The sequence below is a fragment of the Burkholderia oklahomensis C6786 genome, from assembly GCF_000959365.1.
Taxonomy (GTDB): domain Bacteria; phylum Pseudomonadota; class Gammaproteobacteria; order Burkholderiales; family Burkholderiaceae; genus Burkholderia; species Burkholderia oklahomensis.
Genome location: NZ_CP009555.1, coordinates 693,110 through 706,665 on the forward strand (window position 1 = coordinate 693,110; position 13,556 = coordinate 706,665).

Here is a 13,556-nt window from a genome sequence, read left to right on the forward strand (position 1 = left end):
CGCAATTATCCGCTATTTTTCCCGTGCGGCGTGAGCGCCCCCCACTCGGGCGCTGTTTCCCGCCCTCTTCGCATCAATAATGATCTTCGAACGCTCCCTCCAGCGCGAGCTTGCGTATACCGCCGGCGCCGTTTTCATGGTGCTGCTCACGATCATGCTGACGTCGATGATGATCCGCATCGTCGGCTACGCCGCGTCCGGCGAGGTGAACCCGAAGGACGTGCTGGTCCTGATCGGCCTCACCGTGATCGGCTATCTCGCGATGATCCTCGTCGGCACGCTGTTCGTGTCGATCCTGTTCGTGCTCACGCGCTGGTACAAGGATTCCGAGATGGTCGTCTGGCTCGCGTCCGGCGTGAGCCAGACGCGGCTCATCAAGCCGATCGGCGTGTTCGCGACGCCGATCGTGCTCCTGATCGCCTTCTTCGCCTTCGTCGGCTGGCCGTGGTCGAACCAGCAGAGCAAGCTCATCAAGGCGCGCTTCCAGCAGCGGGACGAAGTGTCCTTGCTCGCGCCCGGCCAGTTCCGCGAGTCCGCCGCGAACAACCGCGTGTTCTTCATCGAGAAGATGTCGCCCGACCAGGCCAAGGTGCAGAACGTGTTCGTCACGACGACCGAGCGCGGCAAGGTGAACGTCGTCGTGTCGCAGACGGGCCACACCGAGACGATGAAGAACGGCGACCGCTTCATCGTGCTCGAGAACGGCCGCCGCTACGACGGCGTGCCGGGCCAGCCGAACTTCAAGATCATGGAGTTCGAGCGCTACGGCGTGAAGATCCAGAGCAAGCAGATCGTCAGCCAGCCGACGACGACAGGCACGTCGACGATCGACCTGCTGCGCAATCCGACCAACCAGAACCTCGCCGAATTCGCGTGGCGCGCCGGGCTGCCGCTCATCGCGATCAACCTGATGATCCTCGCGATCCCGCTCGCGTATCAGAACCCGCGCCGCGGCCGGACCGTGAACCTCGTGATGGCCGTGCTGATCTACCTCACCTATTCGAATCTGCTGAACGTCGTCCAATCGCAAATGGAACGGGGCAAGATCCCGTTCGGCATCGGGCTCATCGGGCTGCACGTCGTCGTCGCCGGGGTTGTCGCGCTCCTGTTCTGGCTGCGCGTGCGCAACCGGCCGTTGTTCTCGCGCGCCGCGCTCGGCCGCTCGCAGGGGGCCTGACCGATGCGCGTCTACGAGAAATACTTCGCACGGCAGATCTACGTCACGTTCGTCTTCGTGCTGTTCGCGTTCTCCGGGCTGTTCTTCTTCTTCGACCTGATCGGCGAGCTGAACTCGGTCGGCCACGGCAACTACAAGTTCGGCTACGCGGTGCTGCGCGTCGCGCTGCAGACGCCGTCGCGCTTCTATGAAATCATCCCGGTCGCCGCGCTGATCAGCTCGATCTACGTGTTCGCGCAGATGGCCGCGAACTCCGAGTTCACGATCTTCCGCGTATCCGGCCTCGCGACGAACCAGGCGCTCCGCTCGCTGCTCAAGATCGGCGTGCCGATCGTCATCGCGACCTACCTGATCGGCGAATTCATCGGCCCGTACTCGGACCAGTTGTCCGAGCGCGTGCGGCTCGAGGCGCTCGGCTCGTCGGTGTCGACGAACTTCGCATCGGGCGTCTGGGTGAAGGACACGCTGACCGCGCGCGACAACGGCGAGCCCGTCACGCGCTTCGTCAACGTCGGCCAGCTGTCGCCCGATTCGACGATCAGCGACGTGCGAATCTACGAGTTCGATTCGAAGTTCAATCTGCAGAACGTGCGGATCGCGAAGCGCGGCCGCTATCAGCCGCCCGGCCACTGGCTGCTGACGGACGTCACCGACACGCAGCTCACGAACGTGTCGGGCGCGGGCGGCCAGCCGGCCGACGCGCTGAACCCCGTCTATCGCGCGCGGCAGGTCACGCTGCCGCAGTATTCGCTGCGCTCCGACCTGACGCCGCAGATCCTGTCGGTGCTGCTCGTGTCGCCCGAGCGGATGTCGCTCTTCAATCTGTTCCGCTACATCCAGCATCTGAAGGAAAATCAGCAGGACACGCAGCGCTACGACATCGCGCTGTGGCGCAAGCTGCTGTATCCGTTCGCGGTGTTCGTGATGCTCGTGCTGTCGCTGCCGTTCGCGTATCTGCATACGCGCGCGGGCGTCGTCGGCGTGAAGGTGTTCGGCGGGATCATGCTCGGCATGAGCTTCCAGCTCTTCAACACGCTGTTCTCGCATATCGGCACGCTGAACACGTGGCCCGCGCCGCTGACGGCCGCGCTGCCCGGCTGCATCTATCTGGCGCTCGGCCTCTTCGCGCTGAAGTGGGTCGACCGGCACTGAGCGCGTGCGCGCGTCATCGGAGGGCGCGATGAACAAACACGGAATCGTCCTTTTCGGCCACGGCGCGCGCGACGCGCGCTGGGCCGAGCCGTTCGAGCGCCTCGCGGCGAAGCTGCGCGCGGCGCGCGGCGCCGACGCGCCCGTCGCGCTCGCGTTCCTCGAATTGATGGAGCCGTCGCTGATCGGCGCGACGGCCGGGCTCGCCGCGCAAGGCTGCGGCGCGATCACCGTGGTGCCGGTGTTCTTCGGCCAGGGCGGCCACATTCGACGCGATCTGCCGCAGTTGATCGACGCGTGCCGCGCCGCGCATCCGGCCGTCGACATCCGCTGCGCGACGGCCGTCGGCGAGGACGACGCGGTGCTCGACGCGATCGTCGCGTACTGCCTGCAGCAAAGCGCCGATCGCGCGCCCTGACCGCTCCCCGCTTCCGATCGCGGCCGTCGACGCCGCGGCGACATAAAAAACGCCGGCTCGTCGCCGGCGTTTCGTTTGGGCCTGCTGTTTCTCGTCGATTCAGCATGGCGGCGCAAGCCGCTTTCAGGCCGCGTTGCGCATCCCGTCCTTGCGCTCGCCGGATTCGTCGCCCGCCAGGCGCCCACGCTCCGCGAACGCCTCGCCGATCATCAGGAGACTCGGCTGCGCCGGATCGAGCCACGCTTGCGCCGCGCCCGCCGCCATGTCGGCGAGCGTGAGCGTCAGCGTGCGCTCGCGCGGCGTGCTGCATGCCTCGACGATCGCGACGGGCGTCGTGCCCGCGCGGCCCGCGTCGATCAGCTGCTGCGCGATCCCGGGCGCGCTGTCGCGGCCCATGTAGTAAACGAGCGAATCCGCGCTCACCTGCTCGCGGATTTCGTCGCTGCCGGGCGCGCGGCTATGCGTCGCGAACGCAACGCTGCGCGCGACGCCGCGCAGCGTCAGCGAGCGCTTGAGCGTCGCGGCGCTCGCGAGCGCCGCGGTGATGCCCGGCACGACCTCGTAGTCGATGCCGGCCGCCTCGAGCGCGCGCATCTCCTCGTCCGCGCGGCCGAACAGCATCGGATCGCCGCCCTTCAGCCGCACGACGACCGCGTGCTCGCGCGCCGCGTCGACGATCTGCTTGTTGATGAAGTGCTGCGCGGTCGAGCGCTGCCCGCAGCGCTTGCCGACCGCGATCTTGCGCGCGCGCGGCGCGTAATCGAGCATCGCCGGCTCGACGAGCGCGTCGTGCAGCACGACACCGGCCTCGCCGAGCAGACGCGCGCCGCGCACCGTGATGAGGTCCGCCGCGCCCGGCCCTGCGCCGATCAGATATACCTTACCCATTTGCGTCGATCCCCTTCGTGCACGTGTGCCGGCCGGCGCCGCCGATGCGGCGCGCGGCGTCACGCGGAAAACGCACGAATCATACCCGCCGCGACCGTATGATGGGTCGCCTCGTCGATCAGCACGAACGCGCCCGTGCCCGGGTGCGCATCGTACGTGTCGCAGACGATCGGCTTTTGCAGCGTCAGCGAGACGCGGCCGATGTCGTTCATCTTCAGATCGTGGCGGTCGGTCGCGTGCGACAGCGTGTGCACGTCGAGCACCTGCTTGACCGCGCCGATCTTCGTGAACACCGTGCTCGTCGTCTGCTTCAGCAAGTACTTGCGTTGCGACGACAGCGGCGTCTCGTCGAACCAGCAGAGGTCCGCCTCGAGCTTCTTCGCCGGCTCGACGGGCGCCGCGCGCGGCACGAACGCATCGCCGCGCGACACGTCGACGTCTTCCGCGAGTCGGATCGTCACCGTCTGGCCCGCGGACGCATGCTCGACCGACGCCGTGCCGCCCGGCACCGGCGCGACAATCTCGGCGACCGTCGCGTTGCGATTCGACGGCAGCACGACGATCTCGTCGCCGACCTTCACCTCGCCCGCTTCGATGCGGCCCATGTAGCCGCGAAAATCGTCGGCCGAGCTGCCGTCCTGGCGGGCGACCCATTGCACCGGGAAGCGCAGCGCGTCGCCCGCCTGCGTCTCGACGGGCAGCGCCTCGAGCACGTTCAGGAGCGGCTCGTCCGCATACCACGGCATCCGCTCGCTCGCCGCGACGATGTTGTCGCCCTTCAGCGCCGACACCGGCACGAAGCGCACGTCGGTCAAGCCGAGCTGCTGCGCGAGCTTCACGTACGCATCGCGGATCTCGTTGAAACGCGTCTCGCTGTAGTCGACGAGATCCATCTTGTTGATCGCGACGATCACGTGCTGCAGGTCGAGCAGCTTGACGATCGCGCTGTGGCGCTTCGTCTGCGGCAGCAGCTGCGCGGCGCCGTCTTCGAACGTCACGCGCGTCGCGTCGATCAGGATGATCGCCGCGTGCGCGGTCGACGCGCCCGTCACCATGTTGCGCGTGTACTGCTCGTGGCCCGGCGTGTCGGCGATGATGAACTTGCGCTTCGCGGTCGCGAAGTAGCGATACGCGACGTCGATCGTGATGCCCTGCTCGCGCTCGGCCTCGAGGCCGTCCGTCAGCAGCGCGAGGTCGAGCTCGTCGCCGACCGTGCGCTTGTTCTTCGCGCGCGACAGCGCGGACAGCTGGTCGGACAGCACCGCCTTGCTGTCGTACAGCAGCCGCCCGATCAGCGTGCTCTTGCCGTCGTCGACGCTGCCCGCCGTGATGAAGCGCAGCACGCCGAGGTCTTCGTTGTTGTCGATGATGCTCATGATGGGAATGTCCTCGCGTGCGTCAGAAATAGCCCTGCTTCTTGCGCTGCTCCATCGCGGCCTCGGACGTCTGGTCGTCCATCCGCGTCGCGCCGCGCTCCGTGATCCCGGTCACCGCCGTCTCCGCGATGATCTTCTCGACGTCGTCCGCGTCGCTCTCGACCGGGCACGTGCACGAGATGTCGCCGACCGTGCGGAAACGTACGAGCGCCGTCTCGCCCGTCTCGCCCTCGCGCATCGGCGTAAGCGGCGTGACGGGCACGAGCAGGCCGTTGCGCCGCACGATCTCGCGGCGGTGCGCGTAATAGATCGACGGCAGCTCGAGCTTCTCGCGCGCGATGTACTGCCATACGTCGAGCTCGGTCCAGTTCGAGATCGGGAACACGCGCAGGTGCTCGCCGCGGTGCAGGCGCGCGTTGAACAGGCTCCACAATTCCGGGCGCTGCGCCTTCGGGTCCCACTGGCCGAATTCGTCGCGGAACGAGAAGATCCGCTCCTTCGCGCGCGCCTTCTCCTCGTCGCGCCGCGCGCCGCCGATCATCGCGGTGTAGCCGTGCGCCTCGATCGTCTCGAGCAGCGTGACCGCCTGCGCGGCGTTGCGCGAATCGGTCTCGCGGCGCAGCACGACGGTGCCGCGCTTGATCGAATCCTCGACGTGGCCGACGACGAGTTCCGCGCCGATTTCCTTCGCGCGGCGGTCGCGGAAGTCGATCACCTCGTCGTAGTTGTGGCCCGTGTCGATGTGCACGAGCGGGAACGGCAGCGACGTCTTGCGGTTCGCGCCGAGCCCGAACGCCTTCAGCGCGAGATGCAGCACGACGACCGAATCCTTGCCGCCCGAGAACAGCAGCGCGGGCTTGCTGCACTCGGCGACGAGCTCGCGCAGGATGTGGATCGACTCGGCTTCGAGCCAGTCGAGATGGCCCATCCGGCCGGACGACGCGCCGGCGGGCGGGACAAAAGCGGATTGTTCGAGCGTCGTGCTCATGATTACGGTCCTTGTCTGGGTTTGTGCCGCCGGGCGACCCGGCGGCGCAGCAATCTATCTTATTATGTGCCAGCTCAGGCGGAAGCGGATTCGGCTCCGGCGGACGGCACGGGCGTGATCGTGATGTGCAGCCCGCATTCCTTCGTGTCGCGCGACTCCCACCACCAGCGGCCCGCGCGGCTGTCCTCGCCGGGACGGATCGCGCGCGTGCACGGCTCGCAGCCGATGCTCGGATAGCCGCGCGCGTGCAGCGGGTTGACGGGCACGTCGAACGCCTTCAGGTACGCCCATACGTCGCTTTCCGTCCAGTCGGCGAGCGGGTTGTATTTCGCGATCCCGCGCGCGGCGTCGCGCTCTTCCTCGTGAAGCTCGGCACGCGTGACCGACTGCTCGCGCCGCTGGCCCGTCACCCAGGCTTCGACGCCCGCGAGCGCGCGGTTGAGCGGCTCGACCTTGCGGATCTCGCAGCAGCGCTTGCGCAGCTCGACGCTGTCGTAGAACGCGTTCAGGCCGTGCTCGGCGACGTACGCGTCGACCGCGTCCTGCTGCGGACGGAATTGCTCGATCTCGTAGCCGTAGCGCTCGCGCACGCGGTCGATCATGCCGACCGTCTCCGCGTGCAGGCGGCCCGTGTTCAGCGAGAAGATGCCGATCGCCACGCCCTTCGACAGGATCGCGTGCGTGACGAGCATGTCTTCCGCCGCGAGGCTGCTCGCGAACTTGACATTCGGATGACGCTCGGCGATCTGCGCGAGCAACGCGTCGAGCCGTTCGATCTTCGCGCGCAGCTCGGGCGTGAGCGCGGGTGCCGTCGTGCCGCTCATGCGCTCACCCCGCTCGCCGCGCGGCGGCGAAAGAGCGGCGCCGGGTTGTCGACCGCGCCCTGATAGCGCTGCGAGAACTCGCCGAACGCGTTCAGCGCGTCATGGACGTTCTTGTCCGCGCGCACCGCGAACGCATCGAAGCCGCAGCGCGACATGTAGAGAAGCTGGTCGCGCAGCACGTCGCCGATCGCTCGCAGCTCGCCCGTCCAGCCGTGGCGCTCGCGCAAGAGGCGCGCGATGCTGTAGCCGCGGCCGTCCGCGAAGCGCGGGAAATCGACGCCGATCAGCGCGATGCGGTCGAAGTCGGCGGCGAGATCGGCGGGCTCGCTGTCGGGCGCGAGCCACACGCCGAGCTCGCCCTTCGTCTTCGCGGCGACGAGCGCGTCGCGCTCGGCCTGCCACAGCGCGAACGGCACGAGCACGTTGCCGGCCGGCAGCGCGTCGACCGCGGGCAGCGCGCCGTCTTCGGCCGCGCGCACGACCTGCCATGCGTCGTCGACCACTTCGCGATTCTTGATAATCAAAGCCATCTGCTGATTCCTCTACGCTGGGTTACGCGTGGGCGGTCTGGCGCGCCGCGTAGACGCGCTCCTTGAACGGCGCGATGCCGATGCGGTCGTACGTGTCGATGAAGCGCTCGCCGTCGACGCGCGCTTCGACGAACGTGTCGATCAGCTTCGAGATCACGTCGGGCACTTCCTCCGCCGAAAACGACGGGCCGATCACGCGGCCGAGGCGCGCGCCGCCCGCCCCCGTGCCCTGCTCGCCGCCGAGCGACACCTGATACCACTCGGCGCCGTCCTTGTCGACGCCGAGAATGCCGATGTTGCCGACGTGATGGTGCCCGCACGAATTGATGCAGCCCGAGATGTTAAGCGACACGTCGCCGAGGTCGTACACGTAGTCGAGATCGTCGAAGCGCTGCTGGATCGCGAGCGCGATCGGAATCGACTTCGCGTTCGCGAGCGAGCAGAAGTCGCCGCCCGGGCACGCGATGATGTCGGTCAGGAGACCGACGTTCGGCGTCGCGAAACCGGCCGCCTTCGCCTTTTCCCACACGGCGAACAGGTCGCGCTTCTTCACGTTCGCGAGGATCAGGTTCTGCTCGTGCGACACGCGCAGCTCGCCGAACGAGTATTCGTCCGCCCAGTCGGCGACCTGCTCCATCTGCGCGTCGGTCGCGTCGCCCGGCGCGACGCGGTGGTTCTTCAGCGACAGCGTGACGGCCGCGTAGCCCGGCACCTTGTGCGGCGCGACGTTGCGCTCGACCCAGCGCGCGAACGCCTTGTTCTCGAGCAGATGCTGCTCGAACGACGCGTCGGTGTCGGCGAGCTTTTCGTAGACGGGCGGCTGGAAATACTGCGACACGCGGTCGAGCTCTTCCTGCGTGAGCGTCGACGGGCCGTCCTTCAGATGCTGCCATTCCTCTTCGACCTGCTGCGAGAACTTCGCGGGCGACAGCGCCTTCACGAGGATCTTGATCCGCGCCTTGTACAGGTTGTCGCGGCGGCCGTAGCGGTTGTACACGCGCAGCACCGCTTCGCAATAGGTGAGGAGGTGCCGCCACGGCAGGTTCTCGCGGATAATCGCCCCGACGATCGGCGTGCGGCCGAGGCCGCCGCCTGCGAGGATGCTCGCGACCACTTCGCCCGCTTCGTTCTTCTTCAGATAGACGCCGAGATCGTGGATCTGCACGGCCGCGCGGTCGAGCTTCGAGCCCGACACCGCGATCTTGAACTTGCGCGGCAGCCATGCGAATTCGGGATGGAACGTCGACCACTGGCGCAGGATCTCGGCCCACGGACGCGGATCGATTTCCTCGTCGTGCGCGACGCCCGCGAACTGGTCGGCGGTGATGTTGCGGATGCAGTTGCCCGACGTCTGGATCGCGTGCATCTGCACCGAAGCCAGCTTCGCGAGGATCTCGGGCGTTTCCTCGAGCTGCACCCAGTTGAACTGGATGTTCGAGCGCGTCGAGAAGTGGCCGTAGCCGCGGTCGTGCTCGCGCGCGATGCGGGCGAGCATGCGCAACTGTTCGCTACGGAGATTGCCGTACGGAATCGCGATGCGGTGCATGTACGCGTGGCGCTGCATGTACAGGCCGTTCTGCAGCCGCAGCGGACGGAACTCGTCCTCGCTCAATTCGCCGGACAAGCGGCGGCGGACCTGGTCGCGGTACTGCGCGACGCGCTCGTCGACGATCGTTTGATCATACTGATCGTACTGGTACATTCGGGGACCCCAGGGTTTGCTCGACATGACCGCGCGGCGTCCTAGCCACGCCGCGCCCGAATCCTGCACCGCCCGCACCGAGCCGGCCATCCGCCCGGCCGCTCATTTGCTAATGACGATTACAGATATCCATATTTGAAAAACACCGGGGAATCGTAATAAACTCTCTATATATTTCAAACGACTAAAAAATTCTGTTGATATGCGGAAGGGTTATAAATGAACCTGCACCAATTTCGTTTCGTGCGCGAGGCCGTCCGCCAGAATTTCAACCTCACGGAAGCCGCAAAGGCGCTGTATACGTCGCAGCCGGGGGTTTCGAAAGCCATCATCGAGCTCGAGGACGAGCTCGGCGTCGAGATCTTCACGCGCCATGGCAAGCGCGTGCGCTCGCTGACCGAGCCGGGGCGGATCATCCTCGCGTCGGTCGAGCGGATCCTCCAGGAGGTCGAGAGCCTTAAAAGGGTCGGAAAAGATTACGCGGCGCAGGACCAGGGCAACCTGACGATCGCGGCGACGCACACGCAGGCCCGCTACTCGCTGCCCGCCGCGATCGCCGAGTTCAAGAAGCGCTTCCCGAAGGTCCATCTGTCGATCCTGCAAGGCAGCCCGACCCAGGTCGCCGAAATGGTGATCCACGACCAGGCGGACGTAGCGATCGCGACCGAGGCGATCGCCGACTACAAGGAGCTCGTCTCGCTGCCCTGCTTCCAGTGGCACCACGCGGTCGTCGTGCCGGCCGACCACCCGCTCCTCGAGCGCAAGCCGCTGTCGCTCGACGATCTGGCGCAGTTCCCGCTCATCACGTACGACGACGCGTTCGCGGGCCGCAAGAAGATCAATCAGGCGTTCGCGCTGCATCGCCTCACGCCCGACATCGTGCTCGAGGCGATCGACGCGGATGTGATCAAGACCTACGTCGAGCTCGGGCTCGGCGTCGGCATCATGGCCGACATCGCGTTCAACCCGGAACGCGACCGCAACCTGCGCGCGATCCCGGTCGGTCACCTGTTCGGCAGCAACGTGACGCGCGTCGCGCTCAAGCAGGGCGCGTATCTGCGCGGCTATATCTATACGCTCGTCGAGCTGCTGTCGCCGACGCTCAACCGCAAGCTCGTCGAGACCGCCCTCAAGGGCGAGGCCGAAACCTACGAACTGTGACGCGCGGCGCGCGAAACAGCGCCGCTCGGGCGGCGCCCGTCGCGCGGCCTTGCTTTCCCGAACCGGCATGGAGACCGCCCGCATGAAGCCATCCCGCCTGCTGCGCCGTGCGGCCGCCTGCGCCGCGCTCGCGCTCGTCAGCATCGCGGCGCGCGCCGACCTGACGGTCGGCGTCGATCTGTCGACGACGGGCCCCGCCGCGACGATCGGCCAGACCAGCAAGAACGCGATCCTGATGTGGCCGAAAACGATCGCGGGACAGAAGCTGCGGGTGATCGTGCACGACGACGCGTCCGACCCGGGCGTCGCCGTGCGCAACATCCGCAAGCTCGTGACGGAGGACCAGGTCGACGTGGTCGTCGGGCCGAACATCACGCCCGCGGCGCTCGCCGCGCTCGATCCGATCGCCGCCGCGCAGACGCCGATGATCACGCTGATCGGCTCCGGCTCGATCGTCGAGCCGCAGCGAGGCAAGCGCGTGTGGGCGTTCAAGATGGCGCAGAGCGACCGCGCGATGGCCGACGTGCTGACCCGCTACATGGCGAACCACGGTGTGAAGACGGTCGGTTTCATCGGCTTCGCGGACAGCTACGGCGACAGCTGGCTCGACGAATTCACGCGCTTCGCCGAGCTGCGCAAGCTCAGGATCGTCGCGACCGAGCGCTACAACCGCACCGACACGAGCGTGACGGGCCAGACGCTCAAGCTGATCACGGCGAAGCCGGACGCGATCCTGATCGCGGGCGCGGGCACGCCGACCGTGCTGCCGCAGCGCACGCTGATCGAGCGCGGCTTCAAGGGACCGATCTATCAGACGCACGGAATCGCGACGCCCGAATTCCTGCGGCTCGGCGGCAAGGACGTCGACGGCACGCTGTTTCCGACGCAGCCCGTCGTCGTCGCGCGCACGCTGCCCGCCGATCATCCGGCGAAGCAGGCGGCGCTTGCGTTCGTCGACGCGTACGAGGCGAAGTACGGCCGCGATTCGGTCACGCAGTTCGCGGGCGACGCGGCGGGCGTCTACCCGCGTCTCGCGGACGCGGTCGGCCGTGCGCTGAAGATCGCGCAGCCGGGCACGCCGGCATTCCGCACGGCGCTGCGCGACGAGCTCGAGCATGCGCACGAGCTCGTCGTGCCGAACGGCATCGTCAACACGAGCGCGACGGATCACGTCGGGCTTGACCAGCGCGCGAGCGTGATGGGGATCGTGAAGCGCGGCGCGTTCGTCTATCTGAGCCAGTGAGCCGCCGCCTCGCCGCGCGACAGCGGAGGCAGAATGCTTGCCCGCATGGGGGATTTCGGTAATAATCGCCGTTTTCGCCGCACACAATCGCATGCGCGGCGCAGGTTTGCCCAGGTGGTGAAATTGGTAGACGCAGGGGACTCAAAATCCCCCGCCGCAAGGCGTGCCGGTTCGATTCCGGCCCTGGGCACCATGACATAGTTCCGGGAAGTTCCCGGAAGTCCCAAAACCCGCGACAGCACAAGGCTTCGCGGGTTTTTTCATTCCGGCAAAGTGCCGTGTGGTGCGTAGACAGCCGGGGGCAAGCGGGGGCAACATTGGGGGCAACCCACCCGAAATTGCCTTACCCGTCAGGAGTTGCCCCCGTGCCATTAACCGATACAGCCATCCGGAACGCCAAGCCTGCCGACAAGCCCGTGCGCCTGTTCGACGGAGGCGGCCTCTATCTAGAAATCGCCCCGAGCGGGGGCAAGTGGTGGCGCCTCAAATACCGGTTTGGGGGCAAGGAAAAGCGCTACTCGCTCGGCGTCTACCCGGAAGTTACATTGGCGACCGCACGGAAGAAGCGCGACGAAGCCCGTGAAAAGCTCGCTGCCGGCATCGATCCGGGTGAAGCGAAGAAGGCGGAAAAAAGAGCCAGCCTGCTCGCGGCCGCCCATTCGTTTGAGGTTGTCGCTCGCGGCTGGATGGACGAGCGCAAGACGACTGTGGAGCGAGCGCAGCATGACAAGACGCTCGCCCGCATGGAGAACGATGTATTCCCATGGCTCGGCAAGCGCCCTATCGCTGAAATCGACGCCCCGGAAATACTGGTTGTACTGAAGCGCGTAGACGGGCGCGGAGCGAGATTTACCTCCCATCGCATCCGCAGCGAGATAAGCCGGGTATTCCGCTACGGCATCAAAGAGGGGCACTGCAAGACCGATCCAGCCCGAGATTTGGTAGATGCCATTCCGCCCGCCCAGACAACGCACTTTGCCTCGATCACCGAGCCCGAGAAAGTTGCCGAGATGCTTCGCGCGTTCGACGGCTTCACGGGTACTTTCCCGGTTCTCTGCGCGCTCAGACTAGCCCCGATGCTGTTCGTCCGCCCAGGCGAATTACGCAAGGCGCAGTGGTCACAATTCGAGCTCGACAAGGGCGAGTGGCGCTATTTCGTCAATAAAACGAAAACGGATCACCTTGTTCCGCTGGCCACACAGGCGGTTGCGATTTTGCGCGAGCTTCACGCCCTGACTGGCGAAGGCGTCTACGTGTTCCCCGGTGCTCGCGACCGAAATCGGCCGATGAGCGAGGCCGCTATCAATGCAGCCCTTCGTCGGCTTGGCTACGACACCCGTACCGAGATTACCGGTCACGGCTTCCGGGCAATGGCACGGACGATCCTGCATGAAGAGTTGGAGGAAAAGCCGGAAGTGATCGAGCACCAACTAGCGCATACCGTCCCTGACAGCCTGGGGCGGGCGTACAACCGAACGAAATTCATCAAGGCCCGACGTTCGATGATGCAACAGTGGGCGGACTACCTCGACAAGCTCAAAGCCGGTGCGGAAATCATTCCGATCGCGGCGGCAAGATAGATCCGTACCGCTGCGAGTATGACCCCCTTCCGTGCGTCTCCCACCAGTAAAACGGACACGGCCTAGGCATAGGGTAAGCCGATGATTTGGCCCCTTATTATTATGTGCCCCCCCTATGTTTGCCGTCAGTAGAGAAAAGACGCGGGTATGAGCCTCCGCATGTCGCTATGGCATGGGGTCCCCCCGCGTTCCCAGCCGGCGAGCCCTTGCGGCGTACTCAACAATGTCGGGGCGAGCGCGTTGCGGACTTTCCTTGCGGAAACGCGTTTTCGATGGCCGCCAATTCCCGGAGAGCCTCGCCCGGTCTACGTTTGCTCTCGTCGCGGGTGTCCGACACAAAGCCGCTCAGTGCAAAACGAGTTGGAGATTTGGAGACAAACGCCCGAATCGGCGGCAAACCCTTGTGGCGTAAGGCTATTGGTGTCTCCAAACGATTTGGAGAGCGCTGGAGATACTGGAGATAAACCCACTCGGATCGTTACGAACTCAGCAAGATACGAAACCGACTTCCCCGGCTCGT

Annotated in this window: 12 protein-coding genes and 1 tRNA gene; 7 read left to right on the forward strand and 6 right to left on the reverse strand. The window is 66.1% G+C overall.

All coding sequences use genetic code 11. The features are described from left to right. The first annotated feature begins 79 nt into the window (after positions 1-79). Genes lptF through BG90_RS03090 form a run of 3 tightly spaced genes read left to right on the forward strand, consistent with a single transcriptional unit; the run spans position 80 to position 2,744 of the window. Positions 80-1,177 (forward strand): LPS export ABC transporter permease LptF, encoded by a 1,098-nt coding sequence (gene lptF, locus BG90_RS03080; protein ID WP_038802506.1) that lies wholly within the window; start codon positions 80-82, stop codon positions 1,175-1,177. 3 nt (positions 1,178-1,180) lie between these two features. Continuing rightward, entirely contained in the window at positions 1,181-2,329 is a 1,149-nt protein-coding gene (lptG, locus tag BG90_RS03085) for an LPS export ABC transporter permease LptG (protein ID WP_010102153.1), read from the forward strand. 28 nt (positions 2,330-2,357) lie between these two features. Then, positions 2,358-2,744: a sirohydrochlorin chelatase gene (locus BG90_RS03090; RefSeq protein ID WP_010114321.1), complete on the forward strand. Its 387-nt coding sequence runs from the start codon at positions 2,358-2,360 to the stop codon at positions 2,742-2,744. Positions 2,745-2,867: 123 nt separating this feature from the next. Here BG90_RS03090 and cobA read toward each other — a convergent pair whose 3' ends face one another. The 6 genes from cobA to BG90_RS03120 all read right to left on the reverse strand — a co-directional run bounded on the left by cobA (position 2,868) and on the right by BG90_RS03120 (position 9,052). Then, entirely contained in the window at positions 2,868-3,632 is a 765-nt protein-coding gene (gene cobA / locus BG90_RS03095) for a uroporphyrinogen-III C-methyltransferase (RefSeq protein ID WP_010102148.1), read from the reverse strand. A gap of 59 nt (positions 3,633-3,691) precedes the next feature. Then, entirely contained in the window at positions 3,692-5,008 is a 1,317-nt protein-coding gene (locus tag BG90_RS03100) for a sulfate adenylyltransferase subunit 1 (RefSeq protein ID WP_038802505.1), read from the reverse strand. A gap of 22 nt (positions 5,009-5,030) precedes the next feature. After that, positions 5,031-5,996, reverse strand: coding sequence for a sulfate adenylyltransferase subunit CysD (gene cysD, locus BG90_RS03105; RefSeq protein ID WP_010114318.1), 966 nt, complete (start codon positions 5,994-5,996; stop codon positions 5,031-5,033). Positions 5,997-6,070: 74 nt separating this feature from the next. Next, positions 6,071-6,820 (reverse strand): phosphoadenylyl-sulfate reductase, encoded by a 750-nt coding sequence (locus BG90_RS03110; protein ID WP_010102144.1) that lies wholly within the window; start codon positions 6,818-6,820, stop codon positions 6,071-6,073. Further along, positions 6,817-7,350, reverse strand: coding sequence for a DUF934 domain-containing protein (locus tag BG90_RS03115; protein ID WP_010102143.1), 534 nt, complete (start codon positions 7,348-7,350; stop codon positions 6,817-6,819). The genes BG90_RS03110 and BG90_RS03115 overlap by 4 nt, the downstream gene beginning before the upstream one ends. Before the next feature lie 22 nt (positions 7,351-7,372). Beyond that, positions 7,373-9,052 (reverse strand): nitrite/sulfite reductase, encoded by a 1,680-nt coding sequence (locus tag BG90_RS03120; RefSeq protein WP_010114317.1) that lies wholly within the window; start codon positions 9,050-9,052, stop codon positions 7,373-7,375. A 219-nt stretch (positions 9,053-9,271) separates the two neighbouring features. Between BG90_RS03120 and BG90_RS03125 the strand changes: the two genes are divergently transcribed. The 4 genes from BG90_RS03125 to BG90_RS03140 all read left to right on the forward strand — a co-directional run bounded on the left by BG90_RS03125 (position 9,272) and on the right by BG90_RS03140 (position 13,036). Beyond that, the gene (locus tag BG90_RS03125; protein ID WP_010102140.1) at positions 9,272-10,213 is read left to right on the forward strand and encodes a CysB family HTH-type transcriptional regulator; all 942 of its coding nucleotides are present in this window, start codon (positions 9,272-9,274) and stop codon (positions 10,211-10,213) included. A gap of 82 nt (positions 10,214-10,295) precedes the next feature. After that, positions 10,296-11,456, forward strand: a complete 1,161-nt coding sequence (locus tag BG90_RS03130; RefSeq protein ID WP_025989704.1) for an ABC transporter substrate-binding protein — start codon at positions 10,296-10,298, stop codon at positions 11,454-11,456. 108 nt (positions 11,457-11,564) lie between these two features. Beyond that, positions 11,565-11,649: transfer RNA gene (locus BG90_RS03135), tRNA-Leu, on the forward strand. 172 nt (positions 11,650-11,821) lie between these two features. Next, positions 11,822-13,036, forward strand: coding sequence for a tyrosine-type recombinase/integrase (locus tag BG90_RS03140; RefSeq protein ID WP_025989703.1), 1,215 nt, complete (start codon positions 11,822-11,824; stop codon positions 13,034-13,036). Positions 13,037-13,556: the final 520 nt, after the last annotated feature.